A 26,031-nucleotide genomic window follows, 5' to 3' on the forward strand; every position below is an offset into this window, starting at 1 on the left:
ACGCCACCGCGCGCGCATTCAAGACTGGTTGCGCGCGCAAGCATGTTGAATCCGCGATGAGGCCGCTGCCATGCTCGCGATGACCCTGCTCTACTGGCTCCAGCCCTGGGAGCCCTCGCCGACCGTGATGATCAGCACCCTGCTCGCGGCGGTGCTGTTCGTGCGCGGCAAGCGGCACGCGCGGGTGTCGCTCGCACGCCAGATCTCGTTCTGGTTCGGGCTTGGCGCGCTCTATGTCGTGCTGCATACGCGTCTCGACTACTACTTCGAGCACGAGTTCTTCATGCATCGCGCGCAGCACCTGGTGCTGCACCACCTGGGGCCGTTCTTCATCGCGCTCGCCTACCCGGGCGCGGCGCTGCGCGCGGGCATTCCATTCAAGTGGCGGCAGCGCTTCGTGCGCCCCGCGCTCGCCGCGCCGCCTGTGCGCGTGGCGCTCGACATCGTCATGCATCCCGTCGTCGCGGTCGGGCTCTTCGTCGGGCTCATCTACTTCTGGCTCTTTTCGCCAATCCACTTCATCGCGATGCTCGACTGGCGTCTCTATCGCGTCATGAACTGGAGCATGGTGATCGACGGGCTGTTGTTCTGGTGGCTCGTGCTCGACTCGCGCCCCGCGCCGCCCGCGCGCCTCTCGCCGGGCAAGCGTGTCCTTGTCGTGATCGCAGCGATTCCGCCGCAGATCGTGCTCGGCGCGTTCATCTTCTTCACGCCGCGCGAGCTTTACCCTGTCTATTCGATCTGCGGCCGCGCGTTCACCTGGCTCTCGCCGATGCGCGATCAGCAGATCGGCGGGCTGTTGCTGTGGATTCCGGGGTCGATGATGAGCGTGGTCGGCGCACTGGTCGCGCTGCGTCACTGGATGCGGCTATCCGCACGCGGACGTTTGCAGCGGGACCGGAGCCCCGGCATGCGTCCGGTGGACGGCGAGCGCCAGAAGGAAGGGCGCACCCTGCGTACGTAAAGCACGCGGGTGCCGGCGGAACATGGGACAACCGTCACATCAAGCCGAGCGCATCCATACGTGAGGAATGCCGTCCTCGTCATGAATCTCGCCAACGGGTGAGAAGCCGAACGCACCGTAGAACTTCTGCAGATGCGCCTGGGCATGCAGACGCATCGCGACATCCGGCCATTGGCGCTCGATCTGCGCGATGGCGCGTTCGAGCAGCGCATTGCCGAGCTTGATGCCGCGGTGGTTTTGCGACGTCACGACGCGGCCGATGCGCACGTCGGCGTCCTGCGCATCGGGAAGCAGCACGCGCAAATAACCCGCAAGCTCTCGCGCGCCGCCCTGCTCGCTCCACGCGAACAGATGCCACGCGTCGAAGTCGAGACCGTCGATATCGCCATACACGCAGTTCTGCTCGACGACGAACGCGTCGGAGCGCAGTTTGAGCATGGCATAGACTTCGCGCGCGTCGAGCGCATCAAAGGCTTTCCATTGCCAGTCGAATTGGGGCAGCGGCAAGGCGGTGGACTGCACGGTCATGGTCGGTGATTTCCATCAAGGCGTCGTGAATGACCACGATTATGCCGCGCGCCGCGCGCGCCACAAACCCGCGACTCAGGCCGCGCTCACTTTTGCCGGCGCGGTTGCTCGTATTTGCGCCAGTACTGGAACGGCTCCTCGTGCAGATCGATGTCGAGATCGACGATGCGCGCCTGCATGCTCTCCTGCGCGTCGGCAATGGCCTTGTTGTAGACCGCCGGCGCGATCTCTTCGAGAAAGAAGCCCAGCAGCGCGCCCGCCGCGATGTTGCCGATCGGCTCTTCCATGTTGGCGTCGAAATAGCGCTGGATAGAGGCGATCGCTTCGGTGCGCGCGTCTTCGGGGAGTTCGATGGACATGTCGGCAAACCGCAGAGGAAGGGTTGCGGCTATTCTGCGCCAGGTGGGTCGGCGCGTGGCGAAAACGCAGCAAGGCAGGCGCAAAAAACAAAAGCCACCCGAAGGTGGCTTTTGTTTTGCATCTGGAGGCGCGAGCCGGAGTCGAACCGGCCTACACGGCTTTGCAGGCCGCTGCATAACCGCTTTGCTATCGCGCCAGAAGCGGACTGACCGGGGTGCGGAAAACTGCTTGCGCTCGCAACGACCGGACAGATTTGTTTGATGGCTTGATACGCTGATCAAAACCTGCCAAACAAAAAGGGAAGCGCTGCTTCCCCTTGGCATTTGGAGCGGGAGACGAGTCTCGAACTCGCGACCTCAACCTTGGCAAGGTTGCGCTCTACCAACTGAGCTACTCCCGCAAATGTCCTGCTTTACTGCGACTTTTACTGCTTCGGCACTTCGTTTTCCCTGCTGAAAAAACGCCGCACCTTAAAATCTGGAGCGGGAGACGAGTCTCGAACTCGCGACCTCAACCTTGGCAAGGTTGCGCTCTACCAACTGAGCTACTCCCGCATATTTGCTTCAGATTTCGCCGAATTTTCAACTAACTCCAGCTTATCTTCTGCTATCTCCACCGCATCTGCTTGCTTGCTACTGCGTCGTGCAGCGGAGAAGTGAGATTATGTATAACCCGCAGAATCGTGTCAACCCCTTCGCGTGATTTTTTGGAAAAAGACATAAGGGATTCACAGCACAGGGGTCACAAACTCCCTCGTTCGCGGATCTGGGGCCACGCGAGTTTCATGTAGTAGAGCATCGACCAGATCGTGAGGAACGCCGCCACGTAGATGAGCCACGCGCCCCACACGCGCGAGTCGAACAGCGTCACGCCGCCGAGCGTGAGCGGCGCGTAAAACAGCAGCATGGGAATCGCGACCATCTGGCACGCAGTCTTGAACTTGCCGAGCGAATTGACGGCCACGCTCTTCGACGCGCCGATCTGCGCCATCCACTCTCGCAGCGCCGAGATCGCGATCTCGCGTCCAACGATCACGAGCGCGATCACGGCGTCGAGCCGCTGCAGGTGCACGAGCACGAGCAGCGCCGCGGTCACCATCAGCTTGTCCGCGACGGGGTCGAGGAATGCGCCGAACGACGAGGTCTGATTCCACTTGCGCGCGAGAAAGCCGTCGAACCAGTCGGTGAGCGCTGCCAGCACGAAGAGCAGCATCGCCAGCACGTTCTGCTGCATCGGGGAAAGCATCGTCTGCGGCAGATAGAACACGCCAACCACGAGCGGAATCGCCAGGATCCGCAGCCAGGTCAGGAGAATCGGAATATTGAACGGCATCGGCTGGCGCTATCTGTCGGGGGAGATGCAATTATGGGAGATGCAATTGTGCCGCGTCGCCGCACGTGCCACAAGCAACCGTAAGGAAAGGCCAGGCCGGACCTGGCCAACGAAGCCGCCGCATCAGTGAAGCTGCTGGTAGATCTGCTCGGCGAGCGAGTGCGAGATGCCCTCCACGCTCGCCAGATCCTCGACGCTCGCCGCCATCACGCCGCGCAGGCCGCCAAAGCGCGCGAGCAGGCGCTGGCGACGCTTCGCCCCCACGCCCTCCAGTTCTTCGAGACGCGAAGTCTGACGCGTTTTGCCGCGCTTCGCGCGCATGCCCGTGATGGCGAAGCGGTGCGCCTCGTCGCGGATCTGCGCGACGAGCATGAGTGCGGCGCTCTCCTTGCCGAGTTCGAGCGGCGCGCGGCCATCGGCGAACACGAGCGTTTCGAGGCCGACCTTGCGGCCCTCGCCCTTCGCCACGCCTACCAGCATCGCCGGATCGAGACCCAGTTCGGTGAACACCTGGCGCGCGATCTCGACCTGCCCCTTGCCGCCGTCGATCAGCACGATGTTGGGCAGCATGCCGCCGGGCGTCGGCGCTTCGACTGTCTCGCTGGCCTCCACGGTTTCAGCCTCCGCATTCGGGTCGGCGGGATCGGGAGCCGGCACGGGCGGCGGAGGCGCCTCGCCGGCTTCGGCGCGCGCCGCCTGCGCGACCATCTTCTCGTAACGCCGCGTGAGCACCTGGCGCATGGCGGCGTAGTCGTCGCCGGGCGTGATGCCGGTGATGTTGTAGCGCCGGTACTCGGCCGACTGCATCTTGTGATGGTGATAGACCACGCATGAGGCCTGCGTCGCCTCGCCCATCGTGTGGCTGATGTCGAAGCACTCGATGCGCAGATGCGCGAGATCGTCGAGTTCGAGCCCGAGCAGTTGCGCGAGCGTGCGCGTGCGGGCCTGCTGCGAGCCCTGCTCGGAAAGCAGCCGCGCGAGCGCGAGCCGCGCGTTCTGTTCGGCCATCGCAAGCCATGCGCGCTTTTGACCTTGCGGCTGACGCAGCACCGTGACCTTGTGCCCCGCCTGCTCGCTCAGCACGTCCACGAGTTCGCGGTTCGCGGGCGGATGGCTCACTACCAGCACGGGCGGCACGCGGTTGCCGAAGTAGTGCTGCGCGATGAAGGCGTCGAGCACTTCAGATTCGATGCCGATCTCGCGCTTTTTGCTCGAGTCCGCTTGCGGCTCGAGCGCGGGCGTGGCGGGTTCGGCATCGCTTGCCACGTCGTCATCATCGCCGGCAAGCTCGGCCGCGATGGCGAGCGGATCCGCTTCGAGCGCCGCATCGTCTTGTGCTTCGTCCGCCTGCGCTTCCTCGACGTAGTCCTCCACCGTCTTGCGCGCGAGTGTTGGCAGCGACTTCAGCGCGCTCGCAGCGACCACGGTCTCGCTATCGATTTCCTCCGCGACGCCGCCCTCCTCGTCGGTCAGCGCGCGCTCCACATGCGTGGGGAAATAAGCCTTGTCACCCAGATGCCGGCCGCCGCGCACCATCGCGAGATTCACGCAGACGCGGCCGCCCAGCGCCACCACGGCAAGAATATCGACGTCGCTCTCGCTGCCCGTTTCGATCGCCTGCTGATGCAGCACGGTCGAAAGCGAACTCATCTGGTTGCGCACGGACGCCGCCTGCTCGAACTTCAACTCGGAGGCGAACGCGTGCATCTTCGTCTCCAGCTCCTTCATCACTTCGTTCTGACGGCCGAGCAAAAAGCGCGATGCGTTGTTCACGTCGCGCGCGTAATCCTCTTCGTTGATCGCAGCGACGCAAGGCGCCGTGCAGCGCCCGATCTGATGCAAGAGGCAAGGCCGCGTGCGGTTGTTGAACACCGAGTCCTCGCAGGTGCGCAACTGGAATACGCGCTGCAGGATCTGGATGCTCTCGCGCACCGCCGAAGCGCTCGGAAACGGCCCGAAGTACTGGTTGTTGCGGTCCACCGCGCCGCGGTAGTACGCCATGCGCGGGAACTTGTGCCCCGTGATCTTGAGAAACGGGTACGACTTGTCGTCGCGAAAAAGGATGTTGTAGCGCGGCGTGAGCGCCTTGATGAGATTGTTCTCGAGCAGCAGCGCTTCGGCCTCGGAACGCGTGACCGTGGTTTCGATGCGCGCGATACGCGTGACCATCATCGCGATGCGCGGCGAAAGCTGCGTCTTGGTGAAGTAGCTCGACACGCGCTTTTTCAGGTCGCGCGCCTTGCCGACGTAGAGGACCGCGCCTTGCGCGTCGTAGTAGCGATACACGCCCGGCAGATGCGGCAGCTGCGCGAGCGCCTTTTTCGGGTCGAAAACGTCGGTGTCGGTCATCCAGTTTCGGGGACGGGCGGTGCGTCGAGAGAGGTGAGACGTTGCTAAGCGCGCCGCCGTCGCGACGCGTTCATGGCTGTGTCCTAGAATCGCAAGTTTAGATCATTCCATGCCGCCCGGAACCTGCGCCGAACTTGCCGGCCGGGCGTTCTGCGCCCGCTTGCGGCATGGCGCTCATGATTCCCCGCCTCGCACGTACCCATGACAAAAGCCCACACTCCTGCAGCCGCCAGCGATAGCGCCATTGCCTGTGACCTCTTTTGCGCGGTCATCGACAATTTCGGCGACATCGGCGTGTGCTGGCGGCTCGCGCGCCAGCTCGCGCACGAGCACGGCTGGCAGGTGCGCCTCTTCGTCGACGATTTGCACGCGTTTCAGAAGCTCTGCCCCGCGCTCGACCCGAGCCGCGCCACGCAATCGGTCGAAGGCGTACTCGTTGAGCACTGGCACGCGCCGGAGCATGCGGGCGACACGCTGCAGATCGCCGATGTCGTGATCGAGGCGTTCGCGTGCGAGCTGCCGGGCGTCTACGTCGCGGCGATGGCCGAGCGTGCGCGCAAGCCCGTCTGGCTCAACCTCGAATATCTGAGCGCCGAGGACTGGGTGGCCGACTTCCATCTGCGCCCCTCGCCTCACCCGCGCTACGCGCTCGCCAAGCACTTCTTCTTTCCCGGCCTCGGGCCCGGCACGGGGGGCGTGCTCAAGGAGCGCACGCTCGACGCCGCGCGCGCGGATTTCGAGCGCTCGCCCGACGAGCGCGCCGCATGGTGGCAGCGCGCCACGGGCGTGCCGCTCCCCGGGCCGGAAGCCACCGTGATCTCGCTCTTCGCCTATGAGAACCCCGCCGTCGACCCGCTGCTGGAGCAATGGCGCGACGGCGCGAAGCCGGTGGTCCTGCTCGTGCCCGAGGGCCGCATCTCTGGCGCGCTCGCGCGCTTTTTCGGGGAGCCGGCGTTCGGGGCAGGCTCGCAGGCCACACGCGGCGCGCTGCGCGCGCACGCGCTGGCGTTCACCGAGCAGCGCGGTTACGACCCTCTGCTCTGGGCGAGCGACCTGAACTTCGTGCGCGGCGAGGACTCGTTCGTGCGCGCGCAATGGGCCGCACGACCGTTTGTGTGGCACATCTACCCGCAAGCCGACGACGCCCATCTGCCGAAGCTCGACGCCGCGCTCGCGCACTACGGCCGCACGTTGCCGAAGGCGCCGCGCGCCGCGCTCGAACGCTTCTGGCATGCGTGGAATGGCCGCGGCACGCCGGACTGGGACGATTTTGCGCAGCATCTGCCCGTCTACACGGCGCGTGCAAACGCCTGGGCCGCCGAACTGGGGCAGGTTGGCGATCTCGCCGGAAATCTCGCCGAGTTCGCAAAAAGTCAGTTAAAATAAGCGGTTATCCGACGGCAGCCGTCTCAAGCGCTTCGAGTTTCGCGACCCTCTTCGTGCATGCATGAAAGAGGGTCGCAGCAACTACACCAGCATCATCAACCGAATCCGCTTGCGACGTTTGCCGTCGAGCACACTCGAAGCTACTCAATCTGGACAGGACAGTTTTTTACTATGAAGACCGCACAGGAACTCCGCGTCGGCAACGTCGTGATGATCGGTAACGACGCAATGGTCGTGCAGAAGGCCGAATACAACAAATCGGGCCGCAACTCCGCCGTCGTGAAGATGAAGTTCAAGAACCTGCTGACCGGCGCGGGCATGGAAACCGTGTACAAGGCGGACGACAAGTTCGACGTCGTCGTGCTGGATCGCAAGGAAGTGACGTACTCGTACTTCGCCGACCCGATGTACGTGTTCATGGACGCCGACTACAACCAGTTCGAAGTCGAAGGCGAGATGATGGGCGACGCCCTGAACTACCTCGAAGACGGCATGGCCTGCGAAGTCGTGTTCTACAACGAGAAGGCCATTTCGGTCGAACTGCCGACCGTGCTGGTGCGCGAGATCATCTACACGGAACCGGCCGTCAAGGGCGACACGTCGTCGGGCAAGGTCCTGAAGACCGCCAAGCTGAACACCGGCTTCGAACTGCAAGTGCCGCTCTTCTGCAACATCGGCGACAAGATCGAAATCGACACGCGTACGAACGAGTACCGCAGCCGCGCTTAAAAGCTGCCTGAAGGCAGCGTCAGGCCAAAAGGCGCCTGCCCCTGCCCCAGCGGCAAAAGGTGGACACCGCTATGAAAGCGCCCCCTCGGGGCGCTTTTTCTTTTTTTGCCGAACGTGTATGTTTGAGAGTGCTACGGAAAACCTTACCGGTTATGCGCAACGAATTGCATGCTTGCCGTCTTCAGCGGGCAAGCAGCGAGCAAGCGCGGCGCGCACCGGTCAGAGTGACTCCCGCGGCACGGTTTCTGCTGTGGGGTGAGAGGGCATGCGTTCCATACTCTTTCCCCTTATCAGGAGAAACACAATGAATAACGACATTGCCGAAGGCAAGTGGAAACAGTTGATCGGCAAGGCCAAAGCGGCATGGGGCGAGTTGACGGATGACGAACTCGCAAAGGCCGAAGGCCGCGCAGATCGGCTCGCCGGGCTTATCCAGGAACGTTACGGCAAGACGCGTGACGAGGCAGAACTGGAAGTGCGCCGCTGGTTCGACGCACACCGGCCGCGCGACTGACGTACCGTCCACGGCATGGCCGGTACGGCCGTCGCCCACTTGCAGGCAAACAGGGGGTTGCACGCATGCCAAAGCGCCTGGCGCTTCGGGCTTGCGTTGCTGCTCGGCCCCGCCGGCGGTTCACTGCCCGGCAACGCCGTCGCGCCCCCGTTCTGGCGCAGCACAACTGGGAGGACCGGAACTGAACACCCTGCTACGAGACATCTCCGTGATCTCGGTGAAATCTTTCGCATCGTGCCGCGCTCCCGCGCGCCGCGCGGCTGCCTGCCGGGGCGCACGCGCTACCCGCGCGCGCAGCGCCGGCGCGACTGCGCTCATCCGTAAGCCGCTACCGCCATGCCACACGCCCTGATTGTCGAAGACGATCCCAATAGCCTGTCAGGTCTCTCTGCGATCCTGTCGGCCGACGGGTTCTCCGTCGACACCGCCGCCACACTCGCCGAAGCGCGCGCCGCACTTGCGCGCTTCATCCCCGACGTCGTACTCGTCGACCTGAACCTGCCCGACGGCGGCGGCCTCGAGTTGCTGCCGCATTTGCCCGCGCAGCCGCCAGGCGGCGCGCTGCCGGTGATCGTGATGACCGGCAACGCCACGGTCGAAAGCGCGATCGAAGGCCTGCGCCACGGCATCTGGGACTATCTGCTCAAGCCCGTCAACATTCCGCGCCTGCGCAGCCTGCTCGCGCGCATTCCGCGTCCCTACGAGCTGACCGAGGAGGTCAGCGCGCTGCGCGCGACACTGCGCAAGATGGGCCACTTCGGGCCGATGCTCGGCCGCAGCAGCGCGATCCAGCATGTCTACGACACGCTCGAACAGCTCGCGCCCACCGAAGCGGCGCTGCTCGTGCACGGCGAAGCCGGCACAGGCAAGGAAGTCGCCGCGCGCACGCTGCACCAGCTGAGCCGCCGCCGCAAGGGGCCGTTCATCGTGTGCGACGCGCGTTCGCTCGTGGCCGAGGCGGCCGCGGGCCGGCCGCTTGCGAGCGTGCTGTTCGGCCACGAGCGCGGTGCGTTCACGGGTGCGGAACAGCGCGAGCCGGGTCTCGTCGATCAGGCGAGCGGCGGCACGCTCTTCATCGACGAACTGACCGATCTGCCGCGCGAGCAGCAGGAAACGCTGCTGCGCGCGCTCGATTCGCAGACCTTCATGCGCGTGGGCGGCAACAGCGAGGTGGGCACCGATTTCCGCCTGATCGCGGCAACCCGTGCGGTACCGCGCGAAGCCGTCCAGCAGGGCGCGCTGCACGACGATCTGTGGCTGCGCCTCGATGCCGCGGCGATCCAGTTGCCGCCGCTGCGAGAGCGCGACGACGACGCCGCCCTGCTCGCGCTCGCGTGCATCGACGAACTCAATCAGGAAGCCCAGGCGCACGGTCTGGCCGGCGCGACGCGGCTCGTCGCGCCCTCGTTCATCCGCGAGTGCCTCGCATATGACTGGCCCGGCAATGTACGCGAACTGCACGAGCGCGTGAGGCGCGCGTGGCACGCCTCGGGCGAGGTGCTCGAAACGCTGCAGGCCGAGGAAAGCAGCGGCGCGGGCCCGCGCGAGATGAACGGAGGCCGCGTGCAGGTCACCGTGGGCACGCCGCTCGCCGACGTGGAGGAAATGCTGATCCGCGCGACGCTCGACGCCGTGGGCGGCACGCGGCACCGCGCCGCGTCGCTGCTCGGCATCAGCCCCAAGACGCTCTACAACAAGCTGCAGCGCATGCGGCTGAACTAAACCCGCATCGCTCACGCACGTTGTAAAAAGGGCTGCCCTTCGTTTCCGAAGGACAGCCTTTTTTCATTGCACCGATGCGGCAATCAGGGCGTCAGGGCAGCACGCTGCGCAGTAATGCCTGCGCCTCGATGTACCCCGGGTCCGCCACCATCCTGTCCCAGCGCTGCGGCTTGCCGCGCGCGCGCATGCGCCTGATGCGCAGGCCCGAAGCCTTGGCCGCGCGGCGCGGCTCCATGGTGCGCAACGCGTCGAGCACCTTTTCGGCCTCGTGCGGCTGATTGCAGATCAGCACCATGTCGCAGCCCGCTTCGAGCGCGGCGCGCGCGCCTTCGGTGAGCGTACCGCCCTGGCGTGCGGCCTCCATCGAGAGGTCGTCGCTAAAGATCGCGCCCGTGAAGCGCAGCCGCTTGCGCAGCACTTCCTCGACCCAGGTGCGCGAAAAGCCCGCGGGCTTCGAATCGACCTTCGGATAAATCACGTGCCCCGGCATCACGGCCGTGAGCGACAGACCGAGCCAGTCGTAAGGCTGCGCATCTTCGCCGAGGATCGCTTCGAGCGGACGCTCGTCGACGGGCACCGCGACGTGCGAGTCCGCCGTCGCGAAGCCATGACCCGGGAAATGCTTGCCGCAATTGGCCATGCCGGCGAGCGAAAGCCCGTGATTGAGGCTCTTGGCGAGCAGCGTGACGACGCGCGGATCGCGATGGAACGCGCGATCGCCCACCACCTTCGACTGGCCGTAGCCGAGATCGAGCACCGGCGTGAACGAGAGATCGATGCCGCACGCGCGCAGCTCGCTCGCGAGGATGTAGCCCACTGCCGTCGCGAGCTTGGTGGCGAGCAGCACGTCCTTGTCCCACAACGCGCCGAGGCGCCCCATGGCGGGCAGTACCGTGAAGCCGTCGGTGCGAAAGCGCTGCACGCGGCCGCCTTCATGGTCGACGGCGATCAGCAGGTCCTCGCGCACCGAGCGGATGGCGTCGGTCAGCGCGACGAGCTGCGCGCGGTTTTCGTAGTGGCGCGCGAACAGGATCACGCCGCCCGTCATCGGGTGCGCGAGGCGGCGCACGTCGTCGTCGTTCAGCGTGGTGCCGACCACGTCGAGCATTACTGGCCCGGGATTATTCTTCATCGATGAGTTTTGCGTAGATGCCGCGCGACGCACGGCGATAGATATCAGCCGTTGATTTCCGCAACCACGAACGACACCGCGTAGTCATGCTCGTCGGTGATGCTCACGCGCGCCGTGATACCGCGTTCGTCGAGCCACCGCGCGAGTTCGCCCGAAGCGACGATCACCGGACGGCCGCCCGGCTCGTTGAGGGTCTGCATGGCGCGCCAGGTCATCGGCATGCGCATGCCGAGGCCGATCGCTTTCGAGAACGCCTCTTTCGCGGAGAACCGCGTGCACAGATACGCGAGACCCCGCGCCGCCGAGCGCGCCTTGCGCGCCTCATAGACGGCGAGTTCGTCCGGGCCGAGCACGCGCGGCGCGAAGCGCCCGTTGGTGCGCTCCATGACCGCCGCCACGCGGCTCACCTGGATGATGTCGGTGCCGATACCGTAGATCGCCATGAGACTCCCGTCGATGTCTGTCGATTGCGCGCGGCGCGATGGCGCGGGGTAGCAGTCAGCCGCGTGTGCCGAGGCGCGCCGCAACCATGATCGCCTTCATTTCGCGCACCGCGTTTTCCCAGCCCGCGAAAATTGCGTGCGCAACGATCGCGTGGCCGATGTTCAGCTCGACGATGCCGTCGATGGCCGCGATCTGCTGCACGTTCGTGTAGTGCAGACCGTGGCCGGCGTTCACCTTCAGTCCGAGGCTGTTGCCGCAGTTCACGCCGGTGACCACGCGCTCGTATTCGCGCTCCTGTTCGCCGGCGTCGTGCGCTTCGGCGTAGCGGCCCGTGTGCAGCTCGATCACGGGCGCGCCCGTTTCGTGCGCCGCACGGATCTGCGTTTCGTCCGGGTCGATGAAGAGCGAGACGCGGCAGCCCGCATCGGCAAGCTGACGGCAGGCGGCGGCAACGGCGTCGAAGTGGCCCGCGACGTCGAGGCCGCCTTCGGTCGTCAGCTCAGCGCGCTTTTCGGGCACGAGGCAAACGTCGTGCGGCTTGATCTCGCACGCGATGTCGAGCATCTCGGCTGTCACCGCGCATTCGAGGTTCATGCGCGTTTTCAGCTGCGGGCGCAGCGCGCGCACGTCAGCGTCGACGATATGGCGGCGATCCTCGCGCAGGTGCAGCGTGATCGCGTCTGCGCCCGCCTCTTCGGCGAGAAGCGCCGCGCGGATCGGATCGGGATAAGCGGTGCCGCGCGCGTTGCGCAGCGTGGCGACGTGGTCGATGTTCACACCGAGGTCGATCACGTTGGGCGAAGTGAGAAAGAAGCTCATAGGTTCTGCAAGTCGATCAGAATCTGGCGCGTCGCGAGCGGCGTGCCGCCAAGGTAAGTGTTCAGCAGGAAGCGCATGAGCGCCTTGCTCTGCGCAACCGTCTGGGGTCGATGGTAATCGTCCTCTTCCATGTCGAGCAACGTCTGACCCGAAAGCCTGGGCCATTGAGAAGGCCATTCATCCGATGCTTCGCGCACGCCACGTTCCGGATCGAACACGTAGCGCCCTTCGGCCACTACGGTCTTGCGGTTCACGGTGCGGTTGAGTGCTAGCGCATAGCCCGCCTCCCGCAGCAGCACGCGCTCGAACGAGCGCAGCACCTGCACGGGCGGCTCGTCGTGTGCGAGACGCGTGAGCGTCACGACGTAGTGGCGAAAGAGTTCGGGGTGCGGGTCTTCGCGCGCGATGAACTTCACGAGCAGCTCGTTCACGTAGAAGCCGCACAGCAGCGCGTCGCCGGTCAGCGGCAACATGCCGCCGACCCACTCGGCGCCTGTGAGCGTGCGCACCTCGCCCTTGCCGGTCCACGAAAGCGCGAGCGGCTGGAAGGTTTGCAGCACGCCGCGCAACGCCGAATGCGGACGCTTCGCGCCCTTCGCGACGAGTGCGACGCGGCCGTGATCGCGCGAGAGCACATCGATGATGAGGCTCGTCTCGCGGTACGGATAGCTGTGCAGCACGAAAGCCGGCTGCTCGGCGATGCGGTAATCGGGGGTCGTGCTGCGCGACGCGCGCGGCAATTGCGAGCGCGCGGTGGTCTTGCGGCCGCTGCGAGATTCGGTGCGGCCTTCGAGCGTGGCGTCGGCGCCTTCGGTCATCGCGTTGCGCGTGGCGGCGCCTTTGCTCACCTTCGTGCTTCGTGTGCTCGTCGCGCTTTGGGTGCTTTTCGCGGACGAGCGCCGCGCGCCGCGGGATTCGGGCGCTTCGCCCGGTGCGAATGCCTCGTCGGCCTGCGCGTCATCGTGCGCGGGCCAGTCGTCGTGCAGGGTTCCGGCTGCGCCGTCACTCATACGCGGTGCCCGTCGTGCTTACTCGTAACCGTAGGCGCGCAGCCCGGCTTCGTTGTCGGCCCAGCCGCTCTTCACCTTCACGAAGGTTTCGAGGTAGACGGGACCGTCGAACAGCTTCTCCATGTCGAGTCGCGCCTCGGTGCTGATCTGCTTGAGCTTCGCGCCCTTCTGGCCGATCACCATCGCCTTCTGCGTGTCGCGCTCGACGAGAATCGTCGCGAAGACGCGGCGCAGCCGCCCTTCCTGCTCGAACTTGTCGATCAGCACGGTGCTCGTGTACGGCAGTTCGTCGCCGGTCCAGCGGAACACTTTCTCGCGCAGGATTTCGGCTGCGAGGAAGCGCTCGCTGCGATCGGTGAGGTCGTCCTCGCCGTAGATCGGCTCGCCTTCGGGCAGATACGGCTTGAGCGTCGCGAGCAGGCGCTTGATGTCGTCCGGGTTATTTGCCGAAAGCGGCACGATCTCGCGGAACTCGCGCAGACCCTGCACCTGCTGGATGAACGGATACAGCGTGCCCTTGTCGGTCACGCGGTCGATCTTGTTGGCGATCAGGATCGTGGGCGCATTCGGGGGAATCAGGTCGAGCACTTTCTGATCGTCGGGACCGAACTTGCCGGCCTCGATCACGAACAGCACGGCATCGACCGAGCTGAGCGTGGAGGTCACCGCGCGATTCAGCGAGCGGTTGAGCGCCGTGCTGTGGCGCGTCTGGAAACCGGGCGTGTCGACGAAGATGTACTGCGCGTCGTCGATCGTGTTGATGCCGGTGATGCGATGGCGCGTGGTCTGCGCCTTGCGCGACGTGATGCTGATCTTCTGGCCGACCAGCGCGTTCATCAGCGTCGATTTGCCAACGTTCGGACGGCCGACGATCGCGACCATGCCGCAACGGAAACCGGCAGGAGTGGAAGTGGGAGCGTTCATGATCGGACCGGAATAGAAAAACGGGAGGCGCGCTCGCGGCGCGCCTCGGTGGAATCAGTGGCCGGCATCGGCCGCGCGCACGGGAATGGCCGCCGTGGCTTCGGCATGCGTCCCGGCATCGGTGCTGGTGCTGCCGGTCGTTGCGGTTTGCGCGCGCTCGACGGTGCGCAACGCCGCTTCGGTTTTCACCGCGGCCGAACGGTGGCCGATGGAACCGGCGCTCGGCACGGCGTCGAAACCCGTGGCCTTGTCGGCGGGCTTGTCGCTGGCCTTGTCCGCACCGCGTTCGGCCTTCTCCGCGGGCTTTTCAGCCGGTTTGTCCTTCTCCGCCGGACGCTCCTGGACGTGCGCCGCGCGAATCACCGCGAGCGGCGCGCCTTCGGCTGCCGCGGTTTGCGCCGGACGATCGGCACGCGCCGAGGCGCGCTCACGGCGTTCCGGCGAGCGCAGATCGAGCGCGCCCTGCACGCCGGTCACGCCGGGGACGACCTCGGGTTCCGGTTTGGGCGCACGCGCGCCCTTCGAGCGGCGCGGCTTCGCAACGAGCGCGGGCGCCGCGGCCATGACCTCGTCGAGCGCCTTCTTCGCCGCGGCCTGCTCCGCCGCGCGACGGCTCGCACCCGAACCCGACACCTTCACGTCGAGCTTCGGCACCGTGCACTCGACTTCGAACTGCTGATTGTGCGCCGCACCATGCGTCGCGACGACCGTGTAGGTCGGCAGCGCGATCTTGTGACCCTGCAGGTATTCCTGCAGCAGCGTCTTGGAATCCTTGCCAAGCGTGCGCGGATCGATGTGATCGAGGATCGGCACGTAGAGGCGCTTGATGACCGTCTGGGCAGCGTCGAAGCCGCCGTCGAGGAAGATCGCCCCGAAGATCGCCTCCAGCGCGTCAGCGAGGATCGACGGGCGGCGGAAGCCGCCGCTGCGCAACTCGCCTTCGCCGAGGCGCAGGCCGTCGGCAATATTGAGGGCCTGAGCGATCTCATAGAGCGACTGCTGCTTGACCAGGTTCGCGCGCACGCGCGAGAGGTCGCCTTCGTCCAGCTTGCCAAAACGTTGGAACAATAGGGCAGCCACCGCGCAATTCAGAACCGAATCACCGAGGAACTCGAGGCGTTCGTTATGCGTGGCACTGTGACTGCGGTGGGTTAAAGCCTGGCGCAGCAATTCCGCATTGCGAAATTCGTAGCGCAAACGGCTTTCCAACGGAGATTGGGGCATGGGGAGAGTATAACGCGCCCGCCGCCCCCGGCGAAAACAGGGGGCGGCGGGCGAAAAACCGTGACGAAGCGACGTTACCGAGGATTCTTCAAGTAGCGCGCGAAGATGCGATGCGCGTGATGCGAGTGAGACTCGTGCTCGCGCATACGCTTTTTGCTGCTGCTTCTATGCCTCTTTCGCGCGCGTGCTCGACGTGCGTCGCACGTCGACCAAACACGAATTACTCGAACGAACCGATGCGACGCAGGTTGCTGAAGTTCATCCAGATGAAGAACGCGCGGCCCACGATGTTCGCGTCGGGCACGAAGCCCCAGTAGCGGCTGTCCGCGCTGTTGTCGCGGTTGTCGCCCATCATGAAGTAATGGCCCGCCGGCACCTTGCAGATCACACCGCGCGCGTTGTACTGGCAGTTGTCGCGATACGGATAGTCCTCTGCGCCCACGATGAACGGCGGCACCGCCGGGTTGTTGAGGATGTTGTTCTTGCGGCCGTTGCCGAGGTCTTCGGTGAACTGCTTCGCATAGCCAATGCGCTCTTCGTCGAAGAAGTCGCCCTGCGGCACTTCCGGCACCGGCTTGCCGTTGATCGTGAGCTGCTTGTCCTGATAGGAGACCACGTCGCCCGGCAGGCCGATCACACGCTTGATGTAGTCGACCGACTCATCCTTCGGATAGCGGAACACGACCACGTCGCCGCGCTCGAGCGGGCGGCCCTGCGTGATCTTCGTGTTCGTGATCGGCAGACGGATGCCGTAGTCGAACTTGTTCACGAGGATGAAGTCGCCCACGAGCAGCGTCGGCACCATCGAACCCGACGGAATCTTGAACGGCTCGACGACGAACGAGCGCACGAGGAACACGATCAGGATGACGGGGAAGAAGCTCGCCGTGTACTCGAGCCACCACGGTTGGCGCAGCTTGTCGTTGCGCAGGTTCTGCCGCGTGACAGGCGCGTTTTCATCGGCGAAGCGCTCGCCCACACGTTCCTGCTGACGGTCGAACTCCGCGACCGCCGCATCGGCGGCGAGGCGCCGACGCGGCATGAACACCAGTTTGTCTGCAACCCACGCAACGCCCGTCAAGATGACGAGCACAAAGAGTATCAGCGCAAAATTCATGTAGAGATCCGTTGTCCGGCTTATTTGCGTTACTTATTTATCTTCGACACGAAGGATGGCGAGGAAGGCCTCTTGCGGAATCTCGACCGAGCCGACCTGCTTCATCCGCTTCTTGCCTTCCTTCTGCTTTTCGAGCAGCTTCTTCTTACGCGTGATGTCGCCGCCGTAACACTTGGCCAGCACGTTCTTGCGCAGCGCCTTGATGTTCTCGCGCGCAATGATGTGCGCGCCGATCGCGGCCTGAATGGCCACGTCGTACATCTGGCGCGGAATGATCTCGCGCATCTTCGCCGCGACTTCGCGGCCGCGATACTGCGACTGCGAACGGTGCACGATGATGGACAGCGCATCGACCTTGTCACCGTTGATCAGCATGTCGACCTTCACGACGTCCGAGCTGCGGTACTCCTTGAACTCGTAGTCCATCGACGCATAACCGCGCGACACCGACTTCAGACGGTCGAAGAAGTCGAGCACGATTTCGGCCATCGGAATTTCGTACGTGAGCTGCACCTGGCGGCCGTGGTACTGCATGTTGATCTGGTTGCCTCGCTTTTGCGTACAAAGCGTGATCACCGACCCCACGTACTCCTGCGGCATGTACAGATTCACGGTCACGATCGGCTCGCGGACCTCGGCGATCTTTGAGGGCTCGGGCATCTTCGCCGGGTTCTCGACCTTGATCGTGCTGCCGTCGGCCTGCACGACTTCGTACACCACGGTGGGCGCCGTGGTGATGAGGTCCATGTCGAACTCGCGTTCGAGACGCTCCTGCACGATTTCCATGTGCAGGAGGCCGAGGAAGCCGCAGCGGAAGCCGAAGCCCAGCGCCTGCGAAACTTCCGGCTCGTATTGCAGCGAGGCGTCGTTGAGCTTGAGCTTTTCGAGCGATTCGCGCAGCGCGTCGTACTGGTTCGCCTCGACCGGATAGAGGCCGGCGAACACCTGCGGCTTCACTTCCTTGAAGCCCGGCAGCGGCTCGGCCGCCGGCTTCGTCGCGAGCGTAACGGTGTCGCCCACCTTGGTCGCGGCAAGTTCCTTGATGCCGGCGATGATGAAGCCCACCTGCCCCGCCGAAAGCTGCTCGAGGTTGCGCGACTTCGGCGAGAACACGCCGACGTGCTCGACCGGATACTGCGCGCCGGTGGCCATGAGCTTGATCTTGTCCTTCGGACGCAGCGTGCCGTTGACGATACGCACGAGCATGACCACGCCCACGTAGTTGTCGAACCACGAGTCGATGATGAGCGCCTGCAGCGGCGCTTCCGGATCGCCCTCGGGCGGCGGCACCTTGGCGATGAGCGCTTCGAGCACGTCCTCCACGCCGAGGCCGGTCTTCGCGCTGCAGCGCGTGGCGTCGGTCGCGTCGATGCCGATCACGTCCTCGATCTCTTCGATGGCGTTCTCGGGGTTGGCGGCGGGCAGGTCGATCTTGTTGAGCACCGGCACGACTTCCACGCCGAGTTCGATCGCGGTGTAGCAGTTCGCCACCGTCTGCGCCTCGACGCCCTGGCTCGCGTCCACCACGAGCAACGCGCCCTCGCACGCGGAGAGCGAGCGGCTCACCTCGTAGGAGAAGTCGACGTGCCCGGGCGTGTCGATCAGGTTCAGGTTGTAGACCTTGCCGTCACGCGCCTTGTACGTGAGCGCAGCAGTCTGCGCCTTGATGGTGATGCCGCGCTCGCGCTCGAGATCCATCGAGTCGAGCACCTGCGATTCCATTTCGCGGTCGGACAAGCCGCCGCACAGCTGGATGATGCGATCGGCGAGCGTCGACTTGCCATGGTCGATGTGCGCAATGATCGAAAAGTTACGAATATGATCCATTCAGTGCCGATCAAGCGAAAAAGGCGCGCCCCAACGATAGCTGGGCACGCCTCGTAAACAGATGAAAAACCGGACTATTTTAGCCGAAAAGGGGTCCCACAGGCTAACCGTCCGCTGATGTAACGGATGTGTCATGGCGCGGGGCAGATGTCCCGCGGCGTGCCGGCCGAAGGTTTCACGCTCCGCCCGGCGGAATCGGCGGCGCGCTCGGTGCGTCCGGGCCCAGGCCCAGCGTAGCGCGCACACGCGCTTCATCCAGATGGTAGTGGCACAGCTCGATGCCGTCGCAAAGGAGCACCGGCACGAGCTCGTCATAACGCGCCTGGAGCTCGGGGTCCGAATCGACATCGACGACGTCGAGCCGGGCGCCCGCCGCAGCGGCGAGCGGCTCGAGCGCCACGCGCATCTCCTCGCACAGATGACACCACGCGCGCCCATACAGCACGAGGTGCGCGCTCGCACGTTCGAGCGCGCCCGGCGCCGCTGACGAAGACCGCATGGGCGCGCGCATCGGCTTTACTTCTGCCCCGGCGCGCGCGGGCGCAGCGGCACGAACTGCGTGTTGTCGCCGCGACGCACGAGCACCGCCACCATCTTCTGCGGGTCGAGATGCGCCGTCACGTCCTGGAACTGCTTCGCGCTGGTGATATCCGTATCGCCCACGCGCAGGATGATGTCGCCCTTCTGCAGGCCGGCGCGCTGTGCCGGGCCATCGACCGAGTCCACCATCGCACCGCCCTTGATCTTGAGCTGGGCAAGCTGGTCGGCGGGGATATCGACCACCGCGATACCGAGCGCGTTCATCGCGCGCGGCTTGGGCTCGGGCGCCTTCTTCTGGTCGGCCTTCGCGCTCTTGTCGGTCTGCATCTCCGCGATCGTGATCGGCAGATCGCGCGTTGCGCCCTTGCGCCAGATCGTCACGGTCGCCTTGGTGCCCGGCTTCGTGTCGCCGACCATGCGCGGCAGGTCGGTCGCGGCGTCGACGGTCGTGCCGTTGAACTTCAGGATAATGTCGCCCGGCTGGATGCCCGCCTTGTCGGCTGGGCCGCCCGGCTCGACGCTGGAAACCAGCGCGCCTTGGGCCTTGGGCAGACCGAGCGAGTCGGCCACGTCCTTCGTCACCTCGCCGATGGCCACCGCAATGCGGCCGCGCGTGACCTTGCCCGTGGACTTGAGCTGATCCGCCACGCGCATCGCCTCGTCGATCGGAATCGCGAACGAAATGCCCATGAAGCCGCCGGTGCGGCTATAGATCTGCGAGTTGATGCCGATCACCTCGCCTTGCATGTTGATGAGCGGACCGCCCGAGTTGCCGGGATTCACGGCCACGTCGGTCTGGATGAACGGCAAATAGTCGCCCGTGTCGCGACCCTTCGCGCTCACGATGCCCGCCGTCACGGTGTTCTCGAGGCCGAACGGCGAACCGATCGCCACGACCCACTCGCCCACCCGCACCTTGTTCGAATCGCCCATCGTCACGGCCGGCAGGTTCGCGGCCTGGATCTTCACGACGGCAACGTCCGTGCGGTCGTCCACGCCGATCAGCTTCGCCTTGAATTCGCGCTTGTCGGTGAGCGTCACGTAGATGCTGTCCGCGTCGTCGACCACGTGCGCGTTGGTCATCACATAGCCGTCGCTCGAGAGGATGAAACCCGAGCCGACGCCGCTGTTCTGTTCGGTGTCGTTGCCGCTGTCCGGGCCGGAGTCCGAACCGCCGCCCGGACTTCCGCCCTGGCTGCCACCCTGCCCACCCTGCGGCCCTTGCGGCAGCGGGATGCCAAAGAAGCGGCGGAAGAATTCCGACATGTCGCCCTGATCCATGCCCGGCGGGAGGCCGCGCTGAGCGGAGGAGACGCGTGTAGTGGTGCGAATATTGACGACCGACGGCCCCACTTTGTCCACGAGGTCGGCGAAGTCGGGCAGGTTGGCAGCCGGCGCCGCCGATGCCACGTGCGGTGCGAACGGCAGGCACGCCGCCACGACCGCGGCCGCGAAGAATTTGCGCAGCGGGAGAATCGTCATATCGAAGTCAGCCGAAGGAAGGAGTTACCTGGGAGCCTTGTATTCTATGGCAGACGCGAACTGCTGCAACGTGGTCTGGGGCACTTCGCCAAGCAACGTGATGAAGTAATCGCCGTTGCGCTTCACGAGCACGTGGGTCGCGCCACTGCTGCCCGAGCCTTCCTTGCGACTGTTGTTCTTGACCGGCTCGATAAAGACGGAAAGCGTGGACAGTCCGTCAGAGAATACCGCCTGATCGACCGGGATGGGCGGATCGCTCGCGTCGCGCGCCGCCATCGGCCGGCGCACTTCGCGAATCTTCTGGAAGCCCGGCGCGGCCTGGCCAAACGACCAGCCCTGCGCTTCGATGTCGACCGGCTGGAGCGGCGGGCGCACCACGTTCCAACCCTCGATATTGCGGATGCCGTTGACGATAGGCGTCTTGTCGACGGGACCGCCGATGCGCACCTGCGTGAACGCGAGCTGCTGGAGCACCTGGCCATTCGACGGGTCGAGCATCTGCGAACGCAGCAGCAGACCCGTTTTCGCGTCCGCCCACAGCTTGTAGGCGAAGCGGAAATTGTCCTTCGGGTCGAGCTGGATCACCTGGCTGTCGAGGCCTGCCACGCGGTCGTTAGCAAGCATCTTCGGCTCGTAGACGCCCAGCACCTGGTCGCCGCTCGTAGAAAGCAGCGCCGGGAAAGCGTCCTTGTTCTGGCGCTTTTCGACGACGAGCAGCTTGCGCTCGGGCACGAAGGTATAGAGATCGTCGTTGTGCCGCAGCATCGTACGCGGCTTGCCGTCGAGGCTTTCGAGCTTTTCGAACTCGCCGTCCTGCTTCGAGGCGTAATGCGTGATGCGCGAGGACTGCACGAACTCGCCGCGCTGGTAGACGAAGGTGCCTTCGTAGTTTTGCTGCTGGGCGGCCTGCTGGATGCGGTCCAGCAACTGCGCCGCGCTCTGGCGCGTGGCGGCATCGGCCGCGGACGCGCCTTGCGCGCGGGCACGCGGGGCGACAGACAGAGCGGTGAACATCACGGCTGCGCAGCAAAGGAATGCCGGCAACCGCCCCCAGATTGTCTTTTTATTCAACCGCAATGTCTGCATCAAACTTATTGGCCTTGCGTGGTAAGAGCGGCTGAACGGATGTACGGCATCGAATCCGAAATGACCGGCTGCTGCGCAAACTGCTGGTGCGCCTGGAGATATTCGTCGAGGCGCGCGTCGCGGATGATATTGCCGTCCTGACCGCCTGCAACAGGCGCCGGCGTGGTGTTCATCGCCACACGCTGTACGCCGTCGCCCTGCGACTGCACAGCGGCGATTTGCGGCGCGCCGGCCATGCCCACACCGCGCATTTGCGGCATGACGATCCACGTGAGCGTGGCGGCCGCGGCGGCCACGGCCAGCGACGGCATCACGCGGCGGCGCAGCGCCAGAATACGGCCCACGCGCTCATTGCGGCCAGCCTGCGCCTGCGGCAGCGCGGCGGGTGCGAGCAGATGCGGCTCCGCTTCGAAGCGCGCCGCGAAACCCGTCATGAAGGCGCGGCTTGCCGCCTGGCTGAGGGCCAGATCGTCGGAACGCAACACGTCGCCGATCAGGTGGTACTCCGACCAGGCTGCGCGCCCTTCGCCGTCGAGTTCCAGATAATTTCCGTTCAGATGCTCCTGCGCCGACGCTTCACCGTCGACGAAGGCGGACAGACGCTCGCTGCGCGAGCTTGATACCGATTGCATCGAGACCGAACCCATGATGCTCCCCATTCCCTAACAGACGTCCCTGTGACACCAACTCATTCTGGTGAATCGCGTCGCCGCCCGGGGCGAAGCTGGTTCTTCTTCTTACCAGCGCTTGCCTTCCGGAGTGTCCAGCAGCGGACGCAATTTTGCCGCAATGGCTTCCCGAGCGCGGAAAATTCTCGATCTGACGGTGCCGATCGGGCACCCCATCATTTCGGCGATTTCTTCGTAGCTTAGGCCTTCTATTTCCCGAAGCGTAATGGCGGTGCGCAGCTCTTCCGGTAAAACCGCCATCGCAGCATTGACCGTCTGTGCGATCTGCTTGCTCATCAACATCGACTCGGGCGTATTGATATCCCTTAGTTGATCGGCGTCCGAGAAAGTTTCCGCTTCTTCTGCATCTGCCTCGGTAGAAGTCGGCGCGCGTCTTCCCTGGGTCGCAAGGTAGTTCTTCGCCGTATTGACAGCAATTCGGTACAACCACGTATAGAAAGCCGATTCGCCACGAAACTGCGGTAGTGCGCGGTAAGCCTTGATAAACGCGTCCTGGGCCACGTCCTCGACCTCGGCGGGGTCCCGCACGAGGCGCGAGATCAGCCGGATGATCTTGCGGTGGTATTTCGAGACCAGGAGCTCGAACGCGGCCTTGTCGCCTTTTTGCACGCGCTCGACCAGAACCTGATCAATTTCTTTTTCGCTCACCTGAAAAATCCGTTAGCACATGAAGTAGACGTGGGGGCACCATTGTAGCGTCCTCGCCACGGTCTCACGTTACGCGAGTAACAGCGGTTACAAGCTTTACAGCGAAGGGAGGCTCAGCGACCGGCCGCGCTGCGCGCGCGCACGGCGAGCATGCGGAAGGTTTCTGCCGGAATGGCGTCGGCGGCGACGAGAATCGTCGTGCGGCGTGCGCCCTGCTCCACGACAAGCGCGAGCAGCCATGCGCCCCATTGCGACGCGCCGGCAAGCCGCCCGGCCGCGAGGCAGGCGCCATCGCCCGACCAGGCCGCGAGAAAATCTGACCCGATTTCGAGGAAGGCCGGTTGCTTGCGACGCCACGCCGCGGCCGCAAGACCACCGGTCGCGAGGAACGCCAGCGTGAGCGGCAAGGCTTGCCAGACGCCGAGCCAGGGTGCGAGCGTCGTATAGACGGCGGCCGTGGCCACGCCCAGGCCCGCGGCAACGAGCAGTTGCAGCGCGACGGAAGAGCGCAGGGCAAGAAGCGGCGCGCCCGCGCGCCGCGAGGGGAAAGCAGGAGCAACGCGGCCGGCCGAAGCTTTCGGCGCGGCCGCTGTCTCGTCGTGTGGGATCAAGCGTGGCGCTTGAAGACGAGCGTGCCGTTGGTGCCGCCGAACCCGAACGAGTTCTTCAGCGCGACGTCGATCTTCATGTCCCGCGCGGTGTTCGCGCAGTAGTCCAGGTCACATGCCGGATCCTGGTTGAAGATGTTGATCGTCGGCGGCGACACCTGGTTGTGCACGGCCAGCACGGTGAACACCGACTCGAGGCCGCCCGCGCCACCCAGCAGGTGACCCGTCATCGACTTCGTGGAGTTCACGACGATGTCTTTCGCGTGGTCGCCGAAGGCGCGCTTGATCGCCGTGGTTTCCGCGAGGTCGCCGAGCGGCGTGGACGTGCCGTGCGCGCTCAGCCAGTTCACTTCGCTGGTGTTGACGCCCGCGTTCTTCATCGCGGCGATCATGCAGCGGCGTGCACCGTCGCCGTCTTCCAGCGGAGCGGTCATGTGATACGCATCGCCGCTCATGCCGTAGCCGCCGATTTCCGCGTAGATCTTCGCGCCGCGCGCCTTCGCGTGTTCGTACTCTTCGAGCACCATCACGCCAGCGCCTTCGCCGAGCACGAAGCCGTCACGGTCCTTGTCCCATGGACGGCTGGCCGTCGCCGGATCGTCGTTGCGCTGCGACAGAGCGCGCGCCGCCGCGAAGCCGCCGATACCGAGCGGCGACACGGTCGATTCCGCACCGCCCGCGATCATCACGTCGCAGTCGCCGTATTCAATCAGACGCGAGGCTTCGCCGATGCAGTGCAGGCCGGTCGTGCAGGCCGTGACCATCGCCAGATTCGGGCCTTTGAGGCCGTACTTGATCGACAGATGGCCCGAGATCATGTTGATGATCGAGGCCGGCACGAAGAACGGCGAGATGCGGCGCGGGCCGCGGTTGAGCAGTTCGGTTTGCGTGACTTCGATCATCGGCAGACCGCCGATGCCCGAGCCGACGTTCACGCCGATCCGTTCCGCGTTCGCTTCGGTGACTTCGAGACCGCTGTCCTTGATCGCCTGCATGCCCGCCGCGATGCCGTAATGGATGAACGTATCCATATGGCGCGCTTCTTTCGCCGGCATGTAGTCTTCGACGTTGAAGCCCTTCACTTCGCCGGCAAAACGGGTCGAGAAGTTCGTAGCGTCGAACTTCGTGATGTTGGCGATGCCGGACTTCCCGGCGACCAGATTGGCCCAGCCGTCGGCAACATTATTGCCAACAGGCGAAATCAGCCCCAGGCCTGTAACAACAACTCGACGACGGCTCACGGTAACCCCTTATCCATAGATGACAAAAACAAAAGCCACAGAGGCCACAGGAAATGCTCCTGTGAGCCCTGTGGCTAGTTGACCGGCAGATGCCCCGCAGCGAGTGCGGCAGGCGTATGCGGTTTCACGGGCGAGCGTCCTCGCGGGCCGCCAGCGCACTGCGTTGCGCGGCCCAGGCGGGAATCTGGCGCTTAAGCCTTGACGTTCGCGCGAGCGTAGTCGATCGCTTGCTGAACCGTCGTGATCTTCTCGGCTTCCTCGTCCGGGATTTCCATGCCGAACTCGTCTTCGAGAGCCATGACCAGTTCGACGGTGTCGAGCGAGTCGGCGCCCAGATCGTTCACGAACGAAGCTTCGTTCTTGATTTCAGCTTCGGCGACGCCCAGTTGCTCGGCGACGATCTTCTTGACGCGCTGTTCGATGTTGTCCATTACCCCTCCAAGGGAAAAAAGTTAGCTCATGAATGCGAGTGCGCGCATTTTATCAGGTTTGACCTGGCTGAAAAGCGGCGCTCAAGGTTCCGGAAGGCTATCCGCGACGGCGCTTGCGCAATGTTTTGCATCAAGCGCATCAAGGCGCGGATAGTACCTGAATCCGGTTAAGACATATACATGCCGCCGTTCACGTGCAACGTCGTGCCCGTGATATAGGCCGCCTGCGGCGACGCGAGGAACGCGACCGCATGCGCGATGTCGTCCGGGCTGCCGAGGCGGCCCAGCGGAATCTGCTGCTTGAGCGCGGCTTGCTGCTCCGCCGGCAGGTCCTTCGTCATGTCGGTGTCGATGAAACCGGGCGCGACGCAGTTCACGGTGATGCCGCGGCTGCCGATCTCGCGTGCGAGCGCGCGCGTCATGCCCGCCACGCCGGCCTTGGCGGCGGCGTAGTTGGCCTGGCCCGGGTTGCCCGACGAGCCCACCACCGAGGTGATGTTGATGATGCGGCCGCCCTTCGCCTTCATCATCGGGCGCAGCACGGCGCGCGAGAGGCGGAAGACCGACTTCAGGTTGGTGTCGATGACCGAGTCCCACTCGTCGTCCTTCATGCGCATCGCCAGGTTGTCCTGCGTGATGCCCGCATTATTGACGAGGATCGCAAGACCGCCGAATTCCTTGACCGTTGCGTCGATGAGCGCTTCCGCCGCTGCCGCGTCGTTCACGTTGAGCACTGCGCCGCGGCCCTTGAGGCCCGCTTCTTCGAAGGCGGCCGAGATGGCCTGCGCGCCGGCTTCGCTCGTTGCCGTGCCGATCACCGTCGCGCCCTGGCGCGCCAGTTCCAGCGCGATCGCGCGGCCGATGCCGCGCGTGGCGCCGGTGACGATCGCGGCTTGATTGTCGAGAGTCTTTTCCATCGTTTGAA

General features: G+C 64.8%; 26 protein-coding genes and 3 tRNA genes. 5 read left to right on the forward strand and 24 right to left on the reverse strand.

The features are described 5' to 3' along the window. Nucleotides 1-79: 79 nt before the first annotated feature. Nucleotides 80-964: a cytochrome c oxidase assembly protein gene (locus E1N52_RS15295; protein WP_133183723.1), complete on the forward strand. Its 885-nt coding sequence runs from the start codon at nt 80-82 to the stop codon at nt 962-964. 39 nt (nt 965-1,003) lie between these two features. Here the strand turns inward: E1N52_RS15295 and E1N52_RS15300 are convergent, their stop codons facing one another. The 7 genes from E1N52_RS15300 to uvrC form a co-directional block, all read right to left on the reverse strand. Next, nucleotides 1,004-1,492, reverse strand: coding sequence for a GNAT family N-acetyltransferase (locus E1N52_RS15300; RefSeq protein WP_133183586.1), 489 nt, complete (start codon nt 1,490-1,492; stop codon nt 1,004-1,006). A gap of 86 nt (nt 1,493-1,578) precedes the next feature. Next, nucleotides 1,579-1,851: a DUF2164 domain-containing protein gene (locus E1N52_RS15305; protein ID WP_133183587.1), complete on the reverse strand. Its 273-nt coding sequence runs from the start codon at nt 1,849-1,851 to the stop codon at nt 1,579-1,581. A 123-nt stretch (nt 1,852-1,974) separates the two neighbouring features. After that, a tRNA-Cys gene (locus E1N52_RS15310) sits at nt 1,975-2,048 on the reverse strand. A 128-nt stretch (nt 2,049-2,176) separates the two neighbouring features. Next, a tRNA-Gly gene (locus tag E1N52_RS15315) sits at nt 2,177-2,252 on the reverse strand. A 78-nt stretch (nt 2,253-2,330) separates the two neighbouring features. Then, nucleotides 2,331-2,406 (reverse strand) — tRNA-Gly (locus tag E1N52_RS15320). A 187-nt stretch (nt 2,407-2,593) separates the two neighbouring features. Then, on the reverse strand, nt 2,594-3,184 hold the full coding sequence (gene pgsA, locus E1N52_RS15325; RefSeq protein WP_042261239.1) for a CDP-diacylglycerol--glycerol-3-phosphate 3-phosphatidyltransferase: 591 nt from the start codon (nt 3,182-3,184) through the stop codon (nt 2,594-2,596). 123 nt (nt 3,185-3,307) lie between these two features. Further along, the gene (gene uvrC / locus E1N52_RS15330) at nt 3,308-5,533 is read right to left on the reverse strand and encodes an excinuclease ABC subunit UvrC (protein ID WP_133183588.1); all 2,226 of its coding nucleotides are present in this window, start codon (nt 5,531-5,533) and stop codon (nt 3,308-3,310) included. A gap of 201 nt (nt 5,534-5,734) precedes the next feature. Here uvrC and earP point away from each other — a divergent pair, with 201 nt between their 5' ends. The 4 genes from earP (at nt 5,735) to E1N52_RS15350 (ending at nt 9,884) form a co-directional block, all read left to right on the forward strand. Then, complete coding sequence (gene earP, locus E1N52_RS15335; RefSeq protein ID WP_133183589.1) at nt 5,735-6,919, forward strand: elongation factor P maturation arginine rhamnosyltransferase EarP; 1,185 nt, start codon at nt 5,735-5,737, stop codon at nt 6,917-6,919. A gap of 171 nt (nt 6,920-7,090) precedes the next feature. Next, a complete protein-coding gene (gene efp / locus E1N52_RS15340) occupies nt 7,091-7,648 on the forward strand; it encodes an elongation factor P (RefSeq protein ID WP_133183590.1) in 558 nt (185 codons plus the stop codon). A gap of 304 nt (nt 7,649-7,952) precedes the next feature. Further along, nucleotides 7,953-8,162 (forward strand): CsbD family protein, encoded by a 210-nt coding sequence (locus E1N52_RS15345; RefSeq protein WP_028206671.1) that lies wholly within the window; start codon nt 7,953-7,955, stop codon nt 8,160-8,162. Between the two features lie 336 nt (nt 8,163-8,498). Beyond that, nucleotides 8,499-9,884 (forward strand): sigma-54-dependent transcriptional regulator, encoded by a 1,386-nt coding sequence (locus tag E1N52_RS15350; RefSeq protein ID WP_133183591.1) that lies wholly within the window; start codon nt 8,499-8,501, stop codon nt 9,882-9,884. 91 nt (nt 9,885-9,975) lie between these two features. Here E1N52_RS15350 and nagZ read toward each other — a convergent pair whose 3' ends face one another. From nagZ to fabG, 17 genes are all read right to left on the reverse strand, one after another. Then, nucleotides 9,976-11,016 carry a beta-N-acetylhexosaminidase gene (nagZ, locus tag E1N52_RS15355; RefSeq protein ID WP_133183592.1) on the reverse strand — a complete coding sequence of 347 codons (1,041 nt, stop codon included), beginning with the start codon at nt 11,014-11,016 and terminating at the stop codon, nt 9,976-9,978. Nucleotides 11,017-11,060: 44 nt separating this feature from the next. Next, nucleotides 11,061-11,459 carry a holo-ACP synthase gene (acpS, locus tag E1N52_RS15360; protein WP_069262930.1) on the reverse strand — a complete coding sequence of 133 codons (399 nt, stop codon included), beginning with the start codon at nt 11,457-11,459 and terminating at the stop codon, nt 11,061-11,063. 55 nt (nt 11,460-11,514) lie between these two features. Continuing rightward, nucleotides 11,515-12,279, reverse strand: a complete 765-nt coding sequence (pdxJ, locus tag E1N52_RS15365) for a pyridoxine 5'-phosphate synthase (protein WP_133183593.1) — start codon at nt 12,277-12,279, stop codon at nt 11,515-11,517. Further along, entirely contained in the window at nt 12,276-13,289 is a 1,014-nt protein-coding gene (recO, locus tag E1N52_RS15370; protein WP_246089075.1) for a DNA repair protein RecO, read from the reverse strand. Before recO ends, pdxJ begins: the two co-directional genes overlap by 4 nt. An 18-nt stretch (nt 13,290-13,307) precedes the next feature. Beyond that, nucleotides 13,308-14,213 carry a GTPase Era gene (gene era, locus E1N52_RS15375; protein WP_133183594.1) on the reverse strand — a complete coding sequence of 302 codons (906 nt, stop codon included), beginning with the start codon at nt 14,211-14,213 and terminating at the stop codon, nt 13,308-13,310. A 54-nt stretch (nt 14,214-14,267) separates the two neighbouring features. Continuing rightward, nucleotides 14,268-15,437 carry a ribonuclease III gene (rnc, locus tag E1N52_RS15380; RefSeq protein WP_133183595.1) on the reverse strand — a complete coding sequence of 390 codons (1,170 nt, stop codon included), beginning with the start codon at nt 15,435-15,437 and terminating at the stop codon, nt 14,268-14,270. 220 nt (nt 15,438-15,657) lie between these two features. Next, on the reverse strand, nt 15,658-16,554 hold the full coding sequence (gene lepB / locus E1N52_RS15385) for a signal peptidase I (RefSeq protein WP_133183597.1): 897 nt from the start codon (nt 16,552-16,554) through the stop codon (nt 15,658-15,660). Between the two features lie 33 nt (nt 16,555-16,587). Beyond that, nucleotides 16,588-18,381 carry a translation elongation factor 4 gene (lepA, locus tag E1N52_RS15390; protein WP_133183599.1) on the reverse strand — a complete coding sequence of 598 codons (1,794 nt, stop codon included), beginning with the start codon at nt 18,379-18,381 and terminating at the stop codon, nt 16,588-16,590. Nucleotides 18,382-18,556: 175 nt separating this feature from the next. Continuing rightward, nucleotides 18,557-18,880 (reverse strand): glutaredoxin family protein, encoded by a 324-nt coding sequence (locus tag E1N52_RS15395; protein ID WP_133183601.1) that lies wholly within the window; start codon nt 18,878-18,880, stop codon nt 18,557-18,559. Nucleotides 18,881-18,897: 17 nt separating this feature from the next. Next, nucleotides 18,898-20,403 carry a DegQ family serine endoprotease gene (locus E1N52_RS15400; protein ID WP_133183603.1) on the reverse strand — a complete coding sequence of 502 codons (1,506 nt, stop codon included), beginning with the start codon at nt 20,401-20,403 and terminating at the stop codon, nt 18,898-18,900. 24 nt (nt 20,404-20,427) lie between these two features. Continuing rightward, nucleotides 20,428-21,489: a MucB/RseB C-terminal domain-containing protein gene (locus E1N52_RS15405; protein ID WP_133183725.1), complete on the reverse strand. Its 1,062-nt coding sequence runs from the start codon at nt 21,487-21,489 to the stop codon at nt 20,428-20,430. Nucleotides 21,490-21,494: 5 nt separating this feature from the next. After that, nucleotides 21,495-22,136 carry a sigma-E factor negative regulatory protein gene (locus E1N52_RS15410; RefSeq protein WP_133183605.1) on the reverse strand — a complete coding sequence of 214 codons (642 nt, stop codon included), beginning with the start codon at nt 22,134-22,136 and terminating at the stop codon, nt 21,495-21,497. Between the two features lie 90 nt (nt 22,137-22,226). Beyond that, on the reverse strand, nt 22,227-22,826 hold the full coding sequence (gene rpoE, locus E1N52_RS15415; RefSeq protein ID WP_027795258.1) for an RNA polymerase sigma factor RpoE: 600 nt from the start codon (nt 22,824-22,826) through the stop codon (nt 22,227-22,229). Between the two features lie 113 nt (nt 22,827-22,939). After that, nucleotides 22,940-23,437 (reverse strand): protein YgfX, encoded by a 498-nt coding sequence (locus E1N52_RS15420; RefSeq protein ID WP_246089076.1) that lies wholly within the window; start codon nt 23,435-23,437, stop codon nt 22,940-22,942. Continuing rightward, nucleotides 23,434-24,675 (reverse strand): beta-ketoacyl-ACP synthase II, encoded by a 1,242-nt coding sequence (fabF, locus tag E1N52_RS15425; protein ID WP_133183606.1) that lies wholly within the window; start codon nt 24,673-24,675, stop codon nt 23,434-23,436. The genes E1N52_RS15420 and fabF overlap by 4 nt, the downstream gene beginning before the upstream one ends. A 191-nt stretch (nt 24,676-24,866) precedes the next feature. Beyond that, nucleotides 24,867-25,106, reverse strand: a complete 240-nt coding sequence (gene acpP, locus E1N52_RS15430; protein ID WP_004197638.1) for an acyl carrier protein — start codon at nt 25,104-25,106, stop codon at nt 24,867-24,869. A 167-nt stretch (nt 25,107-25,273) separates the two neighbouring features. Further along, on the reverse strand, nt 25,274-26,023 hold the full coding sequence (gene fabG, locus E1N52_RS15435) for a 3-oxoacyl-ACP reductase FabG (protein WP_133183608.1): 750 nt from the start codon (nt 26,021-26,023) through the stop codon (nt 25,274-25,276). Between the last annotated feature and the right edge of the window lie 8 nt (nt 26,024-26,031).

Source organism: Paraburkholderia guartelaensis, from assembly GCF_004353905.1.
In the GTDB taxonomy this organism is placed as follows: Bacteria; Pseudomonadota; Gammaproteobacteria; order Burkholderiales; family Burkholderiaceae; genus Paraburkholderia; species Paraburkholderia guartelaensis.